This window comes from Serratia sp. 506_PEND (genome assembly GCF_001076875.1).
Lineage (GTDB): Bacteria > Pseudomonadota > Gammaproteobacteria > Enterobacterales > Enterobacteriaceae > Serratia > Serratia marcescens.
On record NZ_JVEL01000556.1, the window covers coordinates 11890 to 32992 of the forward strand.

Annotated in this window: 12 protein-coding genes and 1 riboswitch; of the genes, 7 read left to right on the forward strand and 5 right to left on the reverse strand. The window is 62.7% G+C overall.

The features are described from left to right. Positions 1-188: 188 nt before the first annotated feature. On the forward strand, positions 189-3851 hold the full coding sequence (gene metH, locus ADK28_RS24510) for a methionine synthase (protein ID WP_152929748.1): 3663 nt from the start codon (positions 189-191) through the stop codon (positions 3849-3851). Between the two features lie 38 nt (positions 3852-3889). On the opposite strand, the gene ADK28_RS24515 is transcribed toward metH, so the two are convergent. Further along, on the reverse strand, positions 3890-4600 hold the full coding sequence (locus ADK28_RS24515) for a UTRA domain-containing protein (RefSeq protein ID WP_004936656.1): 711 nt from the start codon (positions 4598-4600) through the stop codon (positions 3890-3892). A 190-nt stretch (positions 4601-4790) separates the two neighbouring features. Between ADK28_RS24515 and ADK28_RS24520 the strand changes: the two genes are divergently transcribed. The 6 genes from ADK28_RS24520 (at position 4791) to ADK28_RS24545 (ending at position 11206) form a co-directional block, all read left to right on the forward strand. Next, the gene (locus ADK28_RS24520) at positions 4791-5852 is read left to right on the forward strand and encodes an ABC transporter substrate-binding protein (RefSeq protein WP_048796914.1); all 1062 of its coding nucleotides are present in this window, start codon (positions 4791-4793) and stop codon (positions 5850-5852) included. Between the two features lie 11 nt (positions 5853-5863). Continuing rightward, a complete protein-coding gene (locus ADK28_RS24525) occupies positions 5864-6673 on the forward strand; it encodes an alkaline phosphatase family protein (protein ID WP_048796915.1) in 810 nt (269 codons plus the stop codon). Then, positions 6670-7515, forward strand: a complete 846-nt coding sequence (locus ADK28_RS24530; protein ID WP_016930298.1) for an ABC transporter permease — start codon at positions 6670-6672, stop codon at positions 7513-7515. Before ADK28_RS24525 ends, ADK28_RS24530 begins: the two co-directional genes overlap by 4 nt. Positions 7516-7532: 17 nt before the next feature. After that, a complete protein-coding gene (locus ADK28_RS24535; RefSeq protein WP_033639254.1) occupies positions 7533-8318 on the forward strand; it encodes an ABC transporter permease in 786 nt (261 codons plus the stop codon). 4 nt (positions 8319-8322) lie between these two features. Next, complete coding sequence (locus ADK28_RS24540; RefSeq protein WP_048796916.1) at positions 8323-9315, forward strand: ABC transporter ATP-binding protein; 993 nt, start codon at positions 8323-8325, stop codon at positions 9313-9315. Positions 9316-9556: 241 nt separating this feature from the next. Beyond that, positions 9557-11206, forward strand: coding sequence for a Na/Pi cotransporter family protein (locus ADK28_RS24545; RefSeq protein WP_016930295.1), 1650 nt, complete (start codon positions 9557-9559; stop codon positions 11204-11206). 46 nt (positions 11207-11252) lie between these two features. On the opposite strand, the gene ADK28_RS24550 is transcribed toward ADK28_RS24545, so the two are convergent. The 4 genes from ADK28_RS24550 to lysC all read right to left on the reverse strand — a co-directional run bounded on the left by ADK28_RS24550 (position 11253) and on the right by lysC (position 20601). Then, positions 11253-16061, reverse strand: coding sequence for a hemagglutinin repeat-containing protein (locus ADK28_RS24550; RefSeq protein WP_048796917.1), 4809 nt, complete (start codon positions 16059-16061; stop codon positions 11253-11255). Positions 16062-16106: 45 nt separating this feature from the next. Then, entirely contained in the window at positions 16107-17786 is a 1680-nt protein-coding gene (locus tag ADK28_RS24555; RefSeq protein WP_016930293.1) for a ShlB/FhaC/HecB family hemolysin secretion/activation protein, read from the reverse strand. A 385-nt stretch (positions 17787-18171) separates the two neighbouring features. Further along, on the reverse strand, positions 18172-19089 hold the full coding sequence (gene panS / locus ADK28_RS24560) for a ketopantoate/pantoate/pantothenate transporter PanS (RefSeq protein WP_033639257.1): 918 nt from the start codon (positions 19087-19089) through the stop codon (positions 18172-18174). A 144-nt stretch (positions 19090-19233) separates the two neighbouring features. Further along, a complete protein-coding gene (gene lysC, locus ADK28_RS24565; protein ID WP_028128299.1) occupies positions 19234-20601 on the reverse strand; it encodes a lysine-sensitive aspartokinase 3 in 1368 nt (455 codons plus the stop codon). A gap of 107 nt (positions 20602-20708) precedes the next feature. Beyond that, positions 20709-20902, reverse strand: a riboswitch (Lysine riboswitch). Positions 20903-21103 lie beyond the last annotated feature (201 nt).

Sequence of the window (21103 nt, forward strand, 5' to 3'; positions counted from 1 at the left end):
TTCCTTTTTCCGTATGATGGAATTCATTTTCGTTTTTTGTCGATGAATTGCAAGCCGCCGTCAGCTCATCGGAGGTGTTGGCGCACAACCTGAAAAACTCTCAATTGTCGCCTGGCCCTTTGTCCTTACAAGCTGTGCTAGGATGACTCGTTGGTGTTTGCGGCAGTTGAGCAATGGGCTGGATGGCAATGGAAGGGGTTACAGTGACGAATCGAGTAGAACAACTGCGCCGCCAGTTAGCGCAGCGCATTTTGGTGTTGGACGGCGGCATGGGCACCATGATCCAGAGCTACCGTCTGGACGAGCGCGATTTTCGCGGTGAGCGTTTCGCCGACTGGCGCAGCGATCTGAAAGGCAATAACGATCTGCTGGTGCTGACCAAGCCGGAAGTGATCACCGCCATTCATTACGCCTATCTTGAGGCGGGCGCCGATATCCTTGAGACCAATACCTTCAACTCCACCTCCATCGCCATGGCCGACTACCACATGGAGTCGCTGTCCGCCGAGATTAACTATCAGGCCGCCTGCCTGGCGCGCGCCTGCGCCGACGAATGGACGGCGCGCACGCCGGAAAAACCGCGCTACGTCGCCGGGGTGTTGGGGCCGACCAACCGCACCGCGTCCATCTCGCCGAACGTCAACGATCCGGCGTTCCGCAACATCTCGTTCGATGAACTGGTGGCGGCGTACCGTGAATCGACCCGCGCGCTGGTGGAGGGCGGCGTCGATCTGATCATGATCGAAACCATCTTCGACACCCTCAACGCCAAGGCCGCCGCTTTTGCGGTGGAAACCGAATTCGAAGCGCTGGGGGTGGAACTGCCGATCATGATTTCCGGCACCATCACCGACGCCTCCGGCCGCACCCTGTCCGGCCAGACCACCGAAGCGTTTTACAATTCGCTGCGCCACGTCAAACCGCTGACCTTCGGCCTGAACTGCGCCCTGGGCCCGGACGAGCTGCGCCAGTACGTCGCCGAGCTGGCGCGCATCTCGGAGACCTATGTCACCGCGCACCCGAACGCCGGTTTGCCGAACGCCTTCGGCGAGTACGATCTGGATGCGGCCGAGATGGCGCGTCAGGTCGGGGAGTGGGCGCAGGCCGGCTTCCTCAATATCATCGGCGGTTGCTGCGGCACCACGCCGGAACNGCCGCCGCGCCGGCTGCCGGAGCTCCCGGTCGCCTGTCGCCTGGCCGGTCTGGAGCCGCTGACCATCGACGCCAACACCCTGTTCGTCAACGTCGGCGAGCGCACCAACGTCACCGGTTCGGCGCGTTTCAAACGCTTGATCAAAGAAGAGAAATACAACGAGGCGCTCGACGTGGCGCGTCAGCAGGTCGAGAGCGGCGCGCAGATCATCGACATCAACATGGACGAGGGGATGCTCGACGCCGAAGCGGCGATGGTGCGCTTCCTCAACCTGATCGCCGGCGAGCCGGATATCGCCCGGGTGCCGATCATGATCGACTCCTCCAAGTGGTCCGTTATCGAGAAAGGCCTGAAGTGCATTCAGGGCAAGGGCATCGTCAACTCGATCTCGATGAAGGAGGGCGAAGAGGCCTTTATCCATCACGCCAGGCTGGTGCGCCGCTACGGCGCCGCGGTGGTGGTGATGGCGTTCGACGAAGTGGGCCAGGCGGACACCCGCGAGCGCAAGTTCGAGATCTGTCGCCGCGCCTATAAAATTTTGACCGAACGCGTCGGCTTCCCGCCGGAAGACATCATTTTCGACCCGAACATCTTCGCCGTCGCCACCGGCATCGAAGAGCACAACAACTACGCCGTCGACTTTATCGAAGCCTGCGCCGACATCAAAACCCACCTGCCGCACGCGATGATCTCCGGCGGGGTGTCCAACGTGTCGTTCTCGTTCCGCGGCAACGATCCGGTGCGTGAGGCGATCCACGCGGTATTCCTGTATCACGCCATTCGCAACGGCATGGACATGGGCATCGTCAACGCCGGGCAGCTGGCGATTTATGACGATCTGCCTGGCGAGCTGCGCGAGGCGGTAGAAGACGTGATCCTCAACCGTCGCGAGGACGGCACCGAACGCCTGCTGGAACTGGCGGAAAAGTACCGCGGCAGCAAAGACGGCGAAGCGGCGGTGCAGCAGGCGGAATGGCGCGGCTGGCCGGTGGAGAAGCGGCTGGAATATTCGCTGGTGAAGGGCATCACCGAGTTTATCGAACTGGACACCGAAGAAGCGCGGCAGCAGGCCGAACGCCCGATCGAAGTGATCGAAGGGCCGCTGATGGCCGGGATGAACGTGGTCGGCGATCTGTTCGGCGAGGGCAAGATGTTCCTGCCGCAGGTGGTGAAATCCGCCCGCGTGATGAAGCAGGCGGTGGCCTACCTGGAACCGTACATCGAGGCCAGCAAGCAGCAGGGCACCTCCGCGGGGAAAATCCTGTTGGCGACGGTGAAGGGCGACGTGCACGACATCGGCAAGAACATCGTCGGCGTGGTGCTGCAGTGCAACAACTATGAAATCGTCGATCTTGGCGTGATGGTGCCGACGGAGAAAATCCTGCGTACCGCGCGCGAGGAGAACGTCGACATCATCGGCCTGTCGGGGCTGATCACGCCGTCGCTGGACGAGATGGTCAACGTGGCCAAAGAGATGGAGCGCCAGGGCTTTACGCTGCCGCTGCTGATCGGCGGCGCCACCACCTCCAAGGCGCACACCGCGGTGAAAATCGAGCAGAACTACAGCGGCCCGACCACCTACGTGCAAAACGCCTCGCGCACCGTGGGCGTGGTGTCGGCGCTGCTGTCCGCCACCCAGCGCGACGAGTTTGTGGCGCGCACCCGCAAAGAGTATGAAACGGTGCGCATTCAACACGCGCGCAAAAAGCCGCGCACGCCGCCGGTCGATTTGCAGAAGGCGCGCGCCAATGCCATGGCGCTGGACTGGGCCGACTATCAGCCGCCGGCGCCGCGGCAGCTTGGCGTGTTTCCGGTGTCGGCCGGCATCGAGACGCTGCGCCACTATATCGACTGGACGCCGTTCTTCATGACCTGGTCGCTGGCGGGCAAATACCCGCGCATCCTCGAGGATGAGGTGGTGGGGGAAGAGGCCAAGCGCCTGTTCCACGACGCCAATCAGATGTTGGATCGGCTGGCGGCCGAGCGTAGCCTCAACCCGCGCGGCGTTTACGGTTTGTTCCCGGCCAACCGCGTCGGCGACGACGTGGAAGTGTACTGCGACGAACAGCGCGGCGAGGTGCTGGCGGTGAGTCGCCATCTGCGCCAGCAGACGGAAAAAACCGACTTCCCGAACTATTGTCTGGCGGACTTCGTGGCGCCGAAAAGCAGCGGCAAGGCCGACTACTTCGGCGCCTTCGCGGTGACCGGCGGGCTGGAGGAGGACGCGCTGGCCGCGGCGTACGATGCACAGCACGACGATTACAACAAAATCATGGTCAAGGCGCTGGCGGATCGTTTGGCGGAGGCTTTCGCCGAATACCTGCACGAACAGGTGCGCAAGTTGCACTGGGGTTATGCCGCCGACGAGAACCTGAGCAACGAGGAACTGATCCGCGAAAACTATCAGGGCATCCGGCCGGCGCCGGGCTACCCGGCCTGCCCGGAGCACACCGAAAAAGCGACCATCTGGCAGCTGCTGGACGTCAACCGCCACACCGGCATGGAACTGACGGAGTCCTTCGCCATGTGGCCGGGGGCGGCGGTGTCCGGCTGGTACTTCAGCCATCCTGAGAGCAAGTACTTCGCGGTGGCGCAGATCCAGCGCGATCAGGTGGAAGACTATGCGGCGCGTAAAGGGATGAGCGTGAGCGAGGTCGAACGCTGGCTGGCGCCAAACCTCGGTTACGACGCCGACTGACTTTCCTCTTTAAGGGCGCAGCGATGCGCCCTTGTCATTTACAGCGCTTCCACATCGATATGCAGCGCGTCGTACCGCCAATACTCCAGGTCGCAATCGATCACCCGGTCATGTTGATCGCGATTCACCCGCGTAATGAACAGCGCCGGGCTGCCGTAGGTCACCTTCAGCATGGCGGCGGCCTGCTGCGGTAGCAGGGTGGGCAGCATGTCGAAACGCACCCGGCCGTAGTGAATGCCGTAGCGCGCGGCGTACAGCGCGGTCAGCGACTGGGTCAGATCTTCGTCCAGAATACCGGGGAAATAGGCCGGATTGAGGTAGTGCTCGCAGTACAGCACCGCACGTCCGTCGATGTAGCGCAGCCGACGAATGCGATAGGCCTCGGCGCCGGAGGGCAGCGCCAGGCGGCCGGCCAGCGGCGCGTCGAGCGTGACGACCGCGCTGTCGATCGCTTCGGTATGCGCGGCGCGCCCCTGCTGCTGCGCCATGGCGTGAAAATGGCTGCGCTGCAGCGGGTTGTAGATCAAACGTGGCGGCGAGATGAACCAGCCGCGCCGCACCTGGCGGTAGATGACGCCCTGCGCCTCCAACTGGCCGAGCGCCTCCTGCAGGGTAATGCGGGTGGTGGCGAATTGCTCGCTCAGGGCGCGTTCGGAGGGCAGCTTGCCGCCCACGGCGAACTCGCCGGCGGTGATGCGGGCGTGCAGCGTTTGGCAGATGGTGGCGACGGTCGTCGGTGCTTCACTCATACAGCGGGTGTCCCGTTTCAGTGCGTTTGGCCTTTAAGGTAGACCAGCGTCGCGTTTTCGCCGTTGCAATGGGTGATAAAACTGTCGCTTTTTTAAGCTGACATATAATTATCACATTCGTCCGTTAGATTGGTTTGGTCCTTGCTGGACTAGTCCAGCCCTCCCCACACTACCACCTGGAGCATCAGTTATGAAACGTTTGTGCGCTTCTGTGTTAACCAGTGCCATCGTGTTATCCAGCCAGATGAGCTGGGCCGCGGATACCGATCTGGCGGCGCTGGAGCAGGCCGCGAAGAAAGAAGGCGAAGTCAACAGCGTCGGCATGCCGGACAGCTGGGCCAACTGGAAAGGCACCTGGCAAGATCTGTTGAGCAAGTACGGCCTGAAGCATGTCGATACCGACATGAGCTCCGCGCAGGAGATCGCCAAATTCGATGCGGAAAAGAACAACGCCACGGCGGACATTGGTGACGTCGGCGCGGCCTTCGGCCCGGTGGCGGTACAGAAGGGCGTGACGCAGCCGTACAAACCTTCTACCTGGGATCAGGTGCCGGATTGGGCGAAAGACAGAGACGGCCACTGGGCGCTGGCTTATACCGGCACCATCGCCTTTATCATCAACAAACAGCAGGTGAAAGACATCCCGCACAGCTGGGCCGATCTGCTGAAGGGCAGCTATCAGGTCACCATCGGCGACGTCGGCACCGCGTCGCAGGCGGCCAGCGGCGTGCTGGCGGCCACCTACGCCATGGGCGGCAACGAGAAAAACCTCAAGCCGGGCCTGGAATTCTTTGGCAAGCTGGCCAAGGCCGGCCGACTGAGCCTGAGTAACCCGGTGATCGCATCGCTGGAGAAAGGGGAAGTGCAGGTTGGCGTGGTGTGGGACTTCAACGGCCTGAACTACCGCGACCAGATCGACAAAACCCGTTTTGAAGTGCTGATCCCGTCGGACGGCTCGATCACCTCCGGCTACACCACCATCATCAACAAATACGCCAAGCACCCGAACGCCGCCAAACTGGCGCGCGAATACATCTTCTCCGACGCCGGCCAGATCAACCTGGCGCGCGGCTATGCGCGTCCGATCCGCGCCGAGCATCTGACGCTGCCGGACGACGTCAAGGCCAAGCTGCTGCCGGCCGAGCAGTACAAGAATGCGCACCCGATCGCCGATCCGGCGGCCTGGGAACAGAGCGCCAAAGCGCTGCCGCGTCTGTGGCAGGAAAACGTCATTATGTTTATGCAGCAGTGAGTTAACGCACCATGAAAACGATCCTCGTGCTGCTGGACGGCCTCAACTACCGGGTGGCGCACGACGCCATGGGGTATCTGCAGGCCGAATGCGCGGCGGGACGCGGGCGGTTGTACCTGCTGGAGAGCGAGTTGCCCTCGCTCTCCCGGCCGCTGTATGAATGCATCCTCACCGGCGTCACGCCGGTGGAGAGCGGCGTGGTGCATAACCACGTCTCGCGCCTTTCTCATCAACAAAGCGTGTTTCATTACGCGCGCGCCGCCGGGCTGACCACCGCCGCCGCCGCGTATCATTGGTTCAGCGAATTGTATAACCGCACGCCGTTCGACGCCGCGCGCGACCGCCATACCGACGCCCCCGAGCTGCCTATCCAGCACGGGCATTTTTATTACGACGACGGCTATCCCGACAGCCATCTGTTCGACGACGCCGAAAGCCTGCGCCAGCGTTATCAGCCGGACTTCCTGCTTATCCACCCGATGAACATCGACGATGCCGGCCACCGCTTTGGCCTCTCTTCGCCGCAGTACCGCAACGCGGCGCGCCGCGCCGACGGTTCGCTGTCGCGTTACCTGCCCGAGTGGCTGGCGGCCGGTTATCAGGTGCTGGTTACCGCCGACCACGGCATGAACGACGATCGCAGCCACGGCGGGGTGTTGCCGGAAGAGCGCCAGGTGCCGCTGTTCGTATTCGGCGCGGGCTTCAGCCAGGATGACGCCGATCCGCAGCAAACCGAGCTGTGCGGCACGATCTGCGATCTGCTGCAGGCGCCGCACGACAAGCCGCGCTGCCGGGCGCTGCTGGCGCAGGATGCGCGATGAACAGCAAAACCAAATGGATCGCCGCGCTGTGCCTGCTGCCGTTTATCGTGCTGTTCGGCGCGTTTCAGATCGCCCCGCTGGTGTGGATCGCCGTTCACAGCTTTTTCAGCGAGAGCAGCGGCTGGGGATGGGGCAACTATGTCGATATCCTCACGTCGCCGTTCTACCTGCAGGCCTTTCAGTTCTCGCTGGAGATCTCGCTGTGGTCGAGCGTCTACGGCTTGCTGATTGCGTTAGTGGGCAGTTACTCACTGCGCCAGCTCGGCCAGACCCGGTTTCATGACTTTGTGATGTCGTTCACCAACATGACCAGCAACTTCGCCGGGGTGCCGCTGGCGTTCGCCTTCGTCATTCTGCTGGGGCTGAACGGCTGCCTGACGCTGCTGCTGCGAAAATACGGTTTGATGGAGAGCTTCAACCTCTATTCGAAGAGCGGCCTGATCGTGCTGTATACCTACTTCCAGATCCCGCTCGGGGTGCTGCTGCTGTATCCGGCATTCGACGCGCTGCGCGCCGACTGGCGCGAATCGGCGGCGCTGCTCGGCGCCGGCCCCTGGCGCTACTGGCGGCATATCGGCCTGCCGGTACTGGCGCCGGCGCTGATGGGCACCTTCGTCATCCTGCTGGCCAACGCGCTGGGCGCCTACGCCACGGTGTACGCGCTGACCACCGGCAACTTCAACGTGATCCCGATCCGCATCTCGGCGCTGGTGGCGGGGGACATCTCCCTCGATCCGAACCTGGCCAGCGCGTTGGCGATGCTGCTGGTGGTAATGATGGCGTTTATCACGGTGATCCACCAATGGATGCTGCGCAGGAGTTACCTCAATGCGCGCTCATAATCGGATGGAGAATGCTCATGTCGCGTGCTGAACGCCTCTATCACCGCACGGTGACCGGCCTGCTGCTGCTGATCCTGCTGCTGCCGCTGGCGGCGACGCTGATTTACGCGCTGGCCACCCAGTGGGGCGCCACCATTTTACCGGACGGCTTTACCCTGAAGTGGCTGACGGCGCTGTGGAGCGACCCGCGCTTTTTGCAGGCGCTGTGGCACTCGCTGCTGATCTGCTTCGGCACGCTACTGCTGTCGGTGGTGGTGATCCTGCCGGCGATGTTTGTAATCGCTTACTACTTCCCTAGGCTTGACGCGGTAATGAATGTGCTGATTCTGCTGCCGTTCGCCGTGCCGCCGGTGGTGTCGGCGGTGGGGCTGATGCAGCTGTTCGCCGCCGATCCGCTGCCGCTGCTCGGCACTCCCTGGATTTTGGTGGGCTGTTATTTCACCATCGCGCTGCCGTTTATCTACCGGGCCATCAGCAACAACATGCAGGCGATTAACCTGCGCGATCTGATGGACGCCGCGCACCTGCTGGGCGCCAGCACCTGGCAGGCGGCGCTGTGGGTGGTGCTGCCGAACCTGCGCAAGGGCGGAACGATCGCCGTGCTGCTGTCGTTTTCGTTCCTGATCGGCGAGTTCGTGTTCGCCAACCTGCTGGTGGGCAGCCAGTATGAAACGCTGCAGGTCTATCTGTTCAATATGCGCAACGGCAGCGGGCACTTTACCAGCGCGCTGGTCATCTCTTATTTCGCCGTGGTGCTGCTCGTCACCTGGCTGGCGAACCTGCTGAATAAAAACAAGGGCTAACCCGATGGCTTATCTCAACGTCACCCGTTTGAACAAACACTATGGCCAGACTCAGGTGTTTCAGGATATCGATTTCACCGCCGAAGAGGGGGAGTTCGTCACCCTGCTGGGGCCGAGCGGCTGCGGCAAATCGACGCTGCTGCGCTGTCTGGCCGGCCTGACCCCGGTCGACAGCGGGCATATTTTGCTGCAGGGCCAGGATCTGGTGCCGCTGGCGCCGCAAAAGCGCGGCATCGGTATGGTGTTCCAAAGTTATGCGCTGTTTCCCAATATGACGGTGGAAGGCAACGTGGCCTTCGGCCTGAAAATGCAGAAGCTGGCGGCCGGGCAGATCGGCCAGCGGGTGCAGGAGGCGCTGGCGCTGGTGGAGCTGAGCGATCTGGCGAAGCGCTATCCGCATCAGCTGTCGGGCGGCCAGTGTCAGCGCGTGGCGTTGGCGCGATCGCTGGTCACTCGCCCGCGTCTGCTGCTGCTCGACGAACCGCTGTCGGCGCTGGACGCGCGCATCCGCAAACACCTGCGTGAGCAAATTCGGCGCATTCAGCGCGAGCTGAACCTGACGGCGATCTTCGTCACTCACGATCAGGAAGAGGCGCTGACCCTGTCGGATCGCATCGTCCTGATGAACAAGGGGCAGATCGTGCAGAGCGGCGATGCGGAAACCCTGTATACCCAGCCGGCGGACGCTTTCGCCGCCGGTTTTATCGGCAACTATAACCTGCTGAGCGCCGAACAGGCCGGCCGGCTGACCGGGCGCAGTTATGCCGGCAAGGTGGCGATCCGTCCCGAATCGATCGGCCTGTTGCCGGCCGGACAGGGGATCGGCGGGGTGATCCTGGGCCACAGTTTGCTCGGGAATGTGGTACGCTATCGGATTCAGGTTCGTGAGGTAGAGTTGCTGGTTGACGTGCTCAACCGTTCGGTGGCCGATCTGCGGCCCGACGGCGCGGAAATTGGTCTACACTTGGAACCTGTTGTATTGCGGGAAGTTGCATGACTTCGCAGCGCGGCGCAGGGGCTCTCCCACCGCCGTCTTAACCCTTCTTTTCTGCGGTCTGCCCCCGCCCGCTGTCCTGCCAGACCCACGCCCGGCAGGCGGGACCGCGCGCTGTACCCGTCAGTCTTTTTTGCCCGCCGGCTGCGGCTGGGGCGAACAGAACCGTTCCGTCCGTCCGCGCCGCCTGACAAGCATCGGGTATCAGCCTCCTTTGGCCGGGCGTTAATGGAGCGTATCTTCCGTGCTGACTCTTCTTCACCTGCTTTCGTCCGTGGCGCTGTTGGTGTGGGGAACCCACATCGTGCGCACCGGGATCATGCGGGTTTACGGCGCCAATCTGCGGCGCGTTTTGAGCGACAGCGTTGAGAAAAAACCGTTGGCGTTCGTTTCCGGCATCGGTGTGACCGCGCTGGTGCAAAGCAGCAACGCCACGGCGCTGCTGGTGACCTCTTTCGTCGCACAGGGGCTGGTGGGGCTGGCGCCTGCGCTGGTGATCATGCTCGGCGCCGACGTCGGCACCGCGCTGATGGCGCGCGTGCTGACCTTCGATCTTTCCTGGCTGTCGCCGCTGCTGATCCTGGTCGGCGTCTTCCTGTTCCTCAGCCGCAAGCAGATGCGGATCGGCCAGATCGGACGCGTTCTGATCGGCCTCGGGCTGATCGTGCTGGCGCTGGAGCTGATCGTGGCCGCCGCCACGCCGATCACCCAGGCGGCCGGGGTGAAAGTGCTGTTCTCGTCGCTGACCGGCGACGTGATGCTGGACGCCCTGACCGGTGCGCTGTTCGCCATTGTCAGCTATTCCAGCCTGGCGGCGGTGCTGCTGACCGCCACCCTGACCGCCACCGGCGTGATTTCGCTGAAGGTGGCGCTCTGTCTGGTGATCGGCGCCAACCTCGGCAGCGGCCTGTTGGCGATGATCAACGCCAGCGGTCAGAACGCCGCCGGGCGGCGCGTGGCGCTCGGCAGCCTGCTGTTCAAGCTGGTGGGCTGCATACTGGTGCTGCCGTTCGTCTCCTATCTGGCGGATTTGATGGCTCAACTGCCGGGCGGCAGCGAAGAGCTGGTGATCTATTTCCACGTGTTCTACAACCTGATCCGCTGCCTGGTGATGATCCCGCTGGCCGGGCCGATGGCGACGCTGTGCGAACGGCTGATCGTCGACGAAGCGGCCGACGATCCGCGCATGCGGCCGCGCCATCTGGACGCCAGCGCGCTGGACACGCCGACGCTGGCGTTGGCCAACGCGGCGCGCGAAACGCTGCGCATGGGCGACGTGGTGGAACACATGATGATCCTGCAACGTGAAGTGTTGCACGGTAAGCAGGGGGTCGATAAAGAGGTGCGGCGCCTCGACGATGACGTCGACGTGCTGTACACCGCCATCAAGCTGTATCTGGCGCAGATCCAGAAGGAAGATCTGGGCGAGGAAGACTCGCGCCGCTGGGCGGAAATCATCGAAATGGCGCTCAACCTGGAACAGGCGGGCGACATCATCGAGCGCATGGCCGGCGACGTGGGCGCCAAGTCGCACGCCGCGCGCCGCGCCTTCTCGGCGGAAGGATTGGCGGAGCTGGACGGGCTGCACGAACGGCTGATCGGCAACCTGCGCCTGGGGCTGTCGGTGTTCCTGTCCGGCGACGTCACCAGCGCCAAACGCCTGCGCCGTTCCAAGCATCGCTTCCGCATTTTGGATCGCCGCTACGCGCATGCGCACGTCGATCGTTTGCACCAGCAAAACGTGCAGAGCATCGAGACCAGTTCGTTGCATTTGGGATTGTTGGGGGACATGAAGCGCCTGAACTCGCTGTTCTGCGCGGTGGCTTACAACGTGTTGGACCAGGATGCCAAGGACGACGATCGCGACTGGGAAGACACCCCGAGCACGCTGTAAAAAAAACGCCCCCGGAAAACCGGGGGCGTTGTGCAGGAAAGGCGCGTTATTTGCCGCTGAACACGCCGGCTTTGGCGTCCGCCTGCTGAGTTGAAGCATGGCCGCTGGCGAACGGCACGTTGCCAGCGACGCTTTGCTTCGCCGCGCCGCCTAACAGCCCGCCGACCGTGGTCGCCGCATCGACGCGGCCGCCGCCCTGATAGCGTTGGCCGTTGACGTCCTGCTGGCTGACCTGGCTGCCGCCCAGTTCCACCTTGCCTTGCTGGCTGCGGATCTCGCCGCCGGTCAGTTGGATTTGGCCGCCGACCTGCAGCGCCACACCGTTCTTACCGGTGATCGCCGATTGCTCGCCGACCGCGTTGTTGTTCACCACGTCGGCATTGACCTTGAGGTGCCCCTGGCGACCGGCCGGACCGGTGATGCTGTCTTTCACCGCGCCGCCGACGGTGCGTGCGCCGCGATCCCACAGCGGGCCTTGCGGTTTTTCGCCGGCCGGCGTTGCCGGCAGCGTGACTTTGCCTTCGGCCTTGCTGAAGCTGACCGCGCCGGTGGTGTCCTGCTGCGGATCGAGGCGACGCGCCACGCTGTTGTACTTGTCGGTGGTGGCGTCGGCCACTTTGTTCACTCCGGCCTCCAGTTTCTCTTTCACCTTACCAGCGTAACGCGGTGTGCCGACCTTCGACAGCTTGGAGGTGATGCTGCTGCCCGGATCGTTGCTGTGGCTCAGACCGGCATCCACATCCACCTTCACGCCTGTCTCGACGTCTTTGCGGCTTTCAACGCGCAGATCGCCGCCCACCTTGCCCTGGACGCTGTCGGCGTCGACGCGCGCGCCGGCGAGACGGGTATCCTTGCCGCTGTTGAGCGCCACGTCGCCCGCGATGATGCCGGTGTTGGCGTGGGTGGTTTTATCCTGCTGTTCCACGCCGACTTTCAGACCGGCGCCCAGCGTGTGGGTATCTTTGCCGGTGTTCGGATCGACCTTGCCGCCGGCGTCCTTGTTGAAGGTTTGGCCGCCTTTGGCGTTGGCTTTGATGCCCAGGCTCCAGTTGTCCTTATGCTGCTCGTTTTTGGCGGACTCCAGCAGGATGCCGCCGTTTTTCGCTTCGAGCGCGGCGCTGCCGCCGCTGACTTTGGCGCCCTGCAGATGCAGCGCGTCATCGCCTTTGCCGTTGGCGGACAGGGTGACCTTGCCGTCTGAGGCGATAGTGGCGCCCTGGCGCTCGGTCGCGGACTCATTGACTTTGGCGATGTCGAAGGCGCCGCCGGCGGAGAGGTTGCCGCCGGTTTTTTCCTTGCTGTCGCTGCTGCCGGCGCCCAGATCGATATTGCCGGACAGCTTGCTTTCCTTACGCGTTTGGGTCGATTCCGCCGCCTGCAGTGCGACCTTGTTGCCGGCGCTCAGGCTGACGTCGCCCTGGCTCTTGACGTCGGTGCCCTGCAGCGTCAGATCGCGGCCCGCCTTCAGCTCAACGCCCTGTNCCTGCGCGGTGCTGCTGCTGCTTTCGCCGTTGTGGGTGCCGCCGCCGAACCCGGCGCCGAAGTTTTTGCTGTCGGCGGTGAAACCGCCCTTGGCGGAGGCTTTGACGTTAAAGCCGCTGCGGCTTTCGCTCTGTTTGTCGCTGGCCTGATCAAGGCGGATATCGCCGCCGGCGTTGACGGCGGTTTTTCCGCGGCCGCCGTTCAGCGCGGTGCCCTGATAGATCGCGTCTTTTTTCACGTTGACGTTGATGCCGTTGGCCGCGTCGATCGAGCCGGTCACCGCCTGGCTGGCGCTGCTGTTGCTGCGCTGGGTGCCGCCTTCGCCCTTGGCGTCCACGGTCAGATCGCTGCCGGTGGTGGTGTAGACGCGCACGCCGGCGCTGCCGCGGGTGTCGCGGCTCTGCTCGTCCTGACGGTTTGCCGCGGCTTCGCTGCGGTGGCTGTCCGCCGTCAGGTTGACCGCGCCTTTGCTCGCCTGGTACTGCGTGCCCTGATCGCGCACTTCGCCTTTGGCGTTGATGTCGATGCTGCCGGCTTGCACCGAACTGACCACCGCCTGCGAGCTGCTGCTGCGTTTTTCGCTGCTGCCGCCCTGTGCGCCGATATCCAGGCCGACGTTAGGCGCGCCGATGCCGCCGATGTCGTTGATGACGCCGGTGGTGTCCAGCTTGGCCGCCTTGCCGACCGCGCGCTCGACCGGACGGGTCACGGCGCTGTAATCGACGTTGGCGCCGATGTTCACGCCGACGTCGGTTTTGGTGGTGGTGGTGCTGGCGGTGTCGGCGGCGGCAAGGTGATCGACGCCGGCGGCGTTTTCTTGATAGGCGCCGCCGACGCTGTGCTGCGCGCCTTGCTGGGTCAGCTTGTCGCGGGCGTTGATCGTCAGATTGCCTTTGACGTCGCTGCCGGACGTGATCGCCTTGCTGCTTTGCGCCTGAGTTTTGTTGTTCTCGTAGCCGGCTTCCACGCCGCTGCCGAGTTTGTCGATGCCGCCGGTGTAATAGAAACCGCCGCCGATCTTGGTTTGTTCGGTGTTTGAGGCCGTTTTGTCGTCGGCCGCCAGGAACGAAACCTTATTGCCGCTGACGCTGGCGTCGCCTTTGTCGGCGACCAATTTGGAGCCGCTGAAGGTCACGTCCTTCTCCGCCTTGAGCTTCACGCTGCCGCCGCTGAGGCTTGAGGCGCTATTCTCGGTGCGGGTGGTTTTCTCGCTGTCGCGGGTGTGCTCGATGCGCAAACCGGCGCGGTACTGCTTGTCACCGGCTTCTTTGGCGTAGCCGTTAACGGTGAGCGCGGTCTTCTGCTCGTCGATGTTCTGCTGCCGCTCGGCGGCCTTGACGTTGATGTTGCCGGTCTTTGACTCGACGCTCAGCTCACCGCCGCTGGCGACCTGGCTGCCGATCACGTCGGCATCCTTGTGGCTGACCAGCGTCAGGTTGGTGTCGGACTTCAGCTCGCTGGCGGTGCTGCTCTGGTAGCTGTTGTCGGCCTTGTGCGAACTGCTGGTGATGTTGAAGGCGGTGCCGGTGCGCGCGTCGATTTTGTCCACGGTGGTGCTCAGCGCGTTGTCGATGCGCAGGCCGCCGTGGGTGGCGGTGACTTCGCCGCCTTTCTGACCGCGCGCCTTGCTGCCGGTAATGGTGACGCCTTGCTGACCGTTCAGGCGCAGGGTGCCGCCGCTGGTCAATTCGGAAGCGTGGCTGATCTCGCGGCGATTGCTGTTGTTCTTGTTGTCGCCGCCGCCGATGCCGCCCCAGGAGGTTTTGTCATCGCGCACCGCTTTGGCGTTGGCGGTTTTCTGCACCCCGACCTGGATCTGGTTGTCTGCATCGATCGTCAGATCGCGCTGGGCGTGAACCTTGGCGCCCTGAGTCGAGACATTGCGACCGGCTTTCAACGTCAGTTCGCCCTCGCTGCGCAGTTCGCTGGCCTTCAGGCTTTCGCTTTCGTCGCTGTTGCTCCATCTGCCGGTGCGCAGGCTGGAGGTGTGGTTGCGTTGGTAGCCGCGCTCGCTGGATTTGTCCTTCTCCACCAGCCCGGCAAGGTGTACGTCGCGCGCCGCTTTGACGCTCAGCGCGCGGTCGGCGCTGACGTTGGCGCCCAGCAGCTTCACGTCTTCCTGGGTGCTGATGAGTTTGGCGCTGCCGCTGGCGGCGACGGTGCTGCCCGCCTGCTGCAGTTGCTCGCGTTCGCGGGTAACGTCGTATTGCCAGGAGTAGAACCAGCGATCGTCGGTATGGCCTTGCGTCTGCTTCAACTGCTGGCCGTCGAGTGTCAGCTTGCCGCCCTGCAGCGTAATGTCTTCGCCGCGGATATCGGTGGCGGTGAGGTGCGCGTGATTATCCGCCACCAGGCTGATGTTCTTGCCTTTCAGTTCGGTGCGGGTCAGCGTCTGGCTGCTGCTGCGATCGTTGACGTAGATGCCGCCACGGTAATTTTGATAGTTATCGCCGCCGTTTTTGTTGCTGCTGGCGTCGTCGACGCGGCTTTCGCTGCGGATATCATAGGCTTTCACCTTGAGCTCATCGCCGGCGTTCAACGAGCCGGCCAGTTTCACGCCGCTGCCCTGCGCGGTGTTGATGATGTTGATGCGCCCGGCCTGCATGCTGCCGAGGTAGTAGCTGTCCAGCGCGGTCGGCATCTGTTGGCTAGCCTGCACCGTGCCGTCGCGCGCCACACGGTTAAGGCCGCTGATGGCGTTGATCGCCGCCGAGGTCACTTTACCATTCGACTGTTTGAAATCTTGCACGATCACTTCGCCGCGGCTGTCGATCTTCGGCGCGATCAGGTCCAGTACGCCGCCGGCGTTCAGGGTGCCATTGAGGCTCAGAGTGTTGCGGTTGCCGAAGGTGCTGTAACCCTGCAGCACGCCGTTTTCCACCAGCGGGTTGCCGACCACCAGTGAGGAATGGCTGGTATTGATGAACCCGCAGCTCTGACAGCTGATGCCGTTCGGGTTGGCCAGCACGTAGTCGGCCGCCATGCCGAAGATCTCTTGCTGGCCATGCAGCAGAGACGGATTGCGGCCGATCACTTCGTTGAGGATCACGCTGGCTTCGCGTCCGCCCAGATTGGGGTTGGCGCCCAGTTGGCCGGCCAGCTGCGACAGTCCCGCCTCGCGGGAGTTGTTCAGCACCGCGCCGGGCTGGTTGACGTTGAAGTCCTGATATTGGTTGTGCGACAGCCCGTTGCCGTTCGGCGCGACGATATCGACCACCTGCGCGCCGGTGGCGGCGGTGGAGACGCCGGGGCCGTTGGCGCCGTTGGCCGCAACGATCTCTGCGGCGTAGGCGCCGGCGGAAGCGGCGAGAATAATCGCCAGCGCAGCGGCCAGTTTGCCTGCCGCCGAAAGTCTGAAGTTATTATTTTTCATCCATGTCTCTCCGTATATTGCCGTGGGGTCCTGCAAAACTGTTGATTAAAAGGTGTAAGAAAAGCGGGCCAACACCTGAACGGGATCTTCCGGCGTAGCGTGGTTGGACAAAATCCAGCCGCGGCTGACCTCCAGATCGACCAGCGCTCGCTGATAACGCAATGTGGCGCCGGTGCTTATACCGGCGCTGCTGCGCCAGCCAGAGTTGTCCTGACGCGGCAGAATGCGGCCGACGTCGGCGCCGAGGCGCGGCGTCAGCGTGGTGGCGCCCAGATTGAAACTGCGCGACAGCGTATTCTGCAGATACCAGCCGTTGTCCCCGGACTGGGTGCTGCGGCTGAAGCCGCGTACGGCGCTGCGATCGGTGAGGCTCAGCCACTCCACGCCGGGCAGCGGATCGCGGCTGTACTGGCCGTAGAACAGGTTGTTGAGCTGATAGGTGGCATCACCCAGCCTGAGGCGCTGGCTGAGGTTGGCGAACAGCTTGCCCTTGGTGAACTGGCTGTCGAGGTGCACCGAACTCGGGTGGCGGCCGGCCCCCAGCCACGGCATCCCCTGCTCGACGCTGAGGTTGGCGCTGAACACGCCATTGGGCAGAATTTGCAGGTGGCTGGCGCTCAGTTCGGCCAGGGTCAGCGTTGGGCTGCTGACCTCAAGGCGCACGCTTTCGAAGTAGTTATCGATGCGCTTGTAGGTCAGCTGGCCGCTCAGGCTGTCTATCTGATCGTGATCGCGATAAAACACGTAGTCGCTGCGCAGCCCGTACTGTTGGGTCTGGCCGTGCAGTTTGACCACGTTGTGCGGCAACTGCTGGTGGTTTTCATAGGACGAGAAGCTGGCGAACCCGCTGAAGGTGAACGCGCCGTACGGCAGCGAATAGAGCAGGGTATAGGCGCGATTATAGCGGTGAGCCGGATTTTCCAGTGTGCTATTGGCGTTCAGGCTGACAAAGTCCGACAGGCCGAACGGGCTGTCCAACGTGGCGGTGGCGCGCGCCAGCCACCGGCCGGTGCTTTTTTGGCCGTAATTATCCGTGCCGGCGGTAATCAGCCAGGGCTTGGCATGCTGATTGCGCAAACGAATAACCGAACCGCCAACCTGGCGGCCGGGCAATATATCCAGCTTGGTGGTATTCGATTGCAAACGGTTGGCCTGATCCAATCCCTGATCAAGCTCGGTTAATTTCAACGGCTTGCCTTCCAGCCCCGGAAATAATAAACGGCTGTTGACCCAGCGATCGCCGCCTTCTATTTTCTCGATAAATCCTTCGGTCACGCTTAACCCCAATTCTCCTTGAGAATTAGGGCGAACAATTTGCACGCGCGCGGTGATATAGCCTTTTTGCACATAAAGGCGCGTTAATTCACGGGTCAGGCGATTGATATCGTTGCTGCTGATGCACTGTTCCGGCAGCGCGCTCAGGGCCGATAAATCGGCCGGCGAGAGCAGGGTGACACCCTGCAGATAAACGCCGGCGATCGGCAGGCACTGCGCGGACTGCGGCAGGGCGGGCGCGGCCGGTTCCGGTTCCGCCAGCAGGCGCTGTTGTTTCAGCTGCTGGTAGCGGCGTTGCTCAATCAACTGGTTGACTTCACGCGTGCTGTCTTGCAGCGCGCGGCGCGACTCCCCCATCGACATATCCTGCATCATGTGGGAGTCCGGCAGGGTTTCAGCGGAAAGGGCCGTGCTGACCAACAGCGTCAAGGCGGTGATTTTTTTTATCATTGTAATCCATTATGAGAGGCCGCCGGGGCAGCCAGCCCAATCCATGAGGTTAACCACGGGCGGCCGACGGCCGGCCCGAAATAATGAGCGACATGCACATTGCGAGATATCTTGATTTGCCGCAGCAAATAAGACGGTGGGTATATATCTAAATAATAATTAGGCTGCTTCTTTTATGGCGGGCAACCCTGGTGACTTAATTAATTAAAAAAAGTGGAGCATCTCTTCCTCTTGCCAACATTATCGGCATGGATAGGAAGAATCTGAGTTTTTATTTTTCACGGATGATAGGGTATGGGGGAAATTATGACAATCCGACCAGTGGGAAATACGAAATTTCGCAGAGAAGAAAAGGGACGCAATTGTTTGCGTCCCTGCAGGCGGTTTATTTTTTCTTGATAGGGCGGCCGGACCAATAACCCGCCAGCAGCGAACCGGAGAGGTTGTGCCAGACCGAGAACAGCGCGCCCGGCAGCGCGGCCAGCGGCGAGAAGTAGATTTTACCCAGCGTGGCCGCCAACCCGGAGTTCTGCATGCCGACTTCGATCGCCAGCGTGCGGCAGGTGGACTCGTCGAAGCCGAACAACTTGCCGCCCCAATAGCCGCTCAGCAGACCGATGCCGTTGTGCAGGATCACCGCGACGATCACCACCAGACCGACCGAGGCGATATGGCTTTGGCTGCCCGCCACCACCGCGCTGATGATCGCCAGAATGCACGCCATCGACAGCGCCGGCAGCAGTGGCTCGATGCGTTTCACTGCCTTGGTCAGGGTATGGTGGACGATCAGGCCCAAGCCGATCGGGATCACCACGATCTGCAGAATGCTCAACAACATGCCCATGATATCGACGCTGATCTTGGCGTCGACGTACAGACGGGTCAGCAGCGGCGTGGCGAACACCCCCACCAGCGTTGAGACCGCCGAGATGGTCACCGACAGCGCCACGTCACCCTTGGCCAGATAGATCATCACGTTGGACGCGGTGCCGCTGGCCACGCTGCCCACCAGCACCATGCCGGCGGACAGATCCGGCGGCATGCGGAACAGCATCGCCAGGAGCCAGGCCGCCAGCGGCATGATCAGATAATGCAGGAAGATGCCTGCCGCCACCGGGCCGGGGCGCGCCAGCACGCGTTTGAAGTCGTCGAGCCGCAGCGTGACGCCCATGGCGAACATGATCAGCATCAGCAGCGGGCTGACGTAGGGGCCGATACCGGTAAAGGTGGTCGGCGTGTAATAAGCGGCGACGGACAGCAGTATCGCCCAGAGGGGGAATAAGCGCGTGAGCAGTGCCAGCATGCAGGTTTTCCTTAGCCAGATTGAGAACGGCGGGTGTGGTTGTGTTTTTATTGCGGGCTCAACATGCTGAACCCCTGCAGGTTTTGAACGGATTTTTTAGACGCAGGGGCGCAGCATGCTACGCCCGCAATCAGGGATAATGACTTATTCGAACAGGTTGTGATGCAGGGTTCGCACCACCTGCTCGGCTTCTTCGCCCGGCACCAGGAAGCACAGGTTATAGCTGCTGGCGCCGTAGCAGATCAGGCGGATATTGAACGGATCGAGCACGCCGAACACCTCTTTGCCCACGCCGCAGGCGCGCGACAGCTGGTTGCCGATGATCGCCACCAGCGCCAGGTTTTCTTCCACTTCCACCCGGCACAGCGACGACAGCTCGGTCAGCAGTGAGGTGGTCAGCAGGCTGCCGCCGACGGAGGTGGCGCCGGTGGTGTCCATGGTCAGCGCGATGCTGACTTCCGAAGTGGTGATCAGATCGACGGAGACATTATGGCGCGCCAGGATGTTGAACACCTCGGCCAGGAAACCGCGCGCGTGCAGCATGTTCAGGCTGTGCAGCGTCAGCAGCGTTTGCTTGCGGCGCAGCGCCAGCGCGCGGAACAGCGGCGGGTTCTCGGTGGTGTTGCACACCAGCGTGCCGCCGGCCGCCGGATCCTTGCTGGAGCCGACGAACACCGGAATATCGCTGCGCACCGCCGGCAACAGGGTGGCCGGATGCAGCACTTTAGCGCCGAAGGTGGCCATTTCCGCCGCCTCTTCGAAACCGATTTTGTCGATGCGCTTGGCCGCCGGCACCACGCGCGGATCGGTGGTGTAGATGCCCGGCACGTCGGTCCAGATATCCACCCGGCCGACGCCGAGCGCCTCGCCGAGCAGCGCGGCGGTATAGTCGCTGCCGCCGCGGCCGAGCGTGGTAGTGCGGCCTTTCGGCTCGCTGCCGATAAAGCCCTGGGTGACCACCAGCGCTTCCTGCAGGCGCGGCTGCAACTGCGACCGGGCCAGTTCGCTGAGCGCGGCGCTGTCCGGCACGGCGCGGCCGAAGTGATCGTCGGTGCGCATCACTTTGCGCACGTCGAACCATTCGGCCTGCACGTTGCGGGCGCGCAGGATTTCAACGAACAGCAGGGTGGACATCAGCTCCCCATGGCTGACCAGTTCGTCGGTCAACGCCGTCGAGGTGGCCAGCGACGCGGCCTCCGACAGCATGGCGATGTTTTCCAGCAGGCGGTCTATCTCGTCGCGGATCACCGCAGGCGCCGCGAGGCGATCGAGGATGGCGTACTGGATGCGACGAATTTCATCAAGCTGGTAGTTGCGTTTGTCGGCCTCGCAACCTTCGGCCAGGGCGACCAACAGGTTGGTGACGCCCGCCGAGGCGGACAATACCACCAGGCGGACCTGCGGATTGGCCAGCACGACGTCGGCGCTGCGGTTCATGGCTTCAAAGTCGGCGACGCTGGTGCCGCCGAACTTGGCTACCACGGTGGAATTCTGGGGTGCTGCTTGGTTCATCTAGAAACCTCGTGTCAGGGATGCCCGTTTGGGGCACTGTAATTCCATAGCCTTGGCACAAGGGGAGAGCGGTAAACAGGGGGCAGGCGTAGAGGTCAGGCTACGATACACCCAGAAGCGCCCCACCTTGTCGATCGCCCTGTGGCGATCCCCTGGTGACAACCCAGGGGATTCAGCCCCTGTAGTCGATACGATAATGGCCGGCCATTATCGTACCTCGGCGTCGCTCCCCCTCGGGTGCCGTCAACGGAGAAACGGCTCCTCTGACACTCTACCTGGGCGACGCGCCTCTTCTGGCTTGCGCACCGGGTGCGCAAGTAGGCTGTTAGGAATAGCCGGTTATCGCCATTCTGTCAACGTACAGACGGTGAGGGATTTTCATCTTGCACCAGCGCGATAAGCGTACAGGGCATCGCGGGTGTGGAACCGGCGCCAATCGGTTGCAGAGAACCGTCTTCCTTTTGGCTGAATAGCGGAATAACGCCCTGATGTTTCTCCAAAT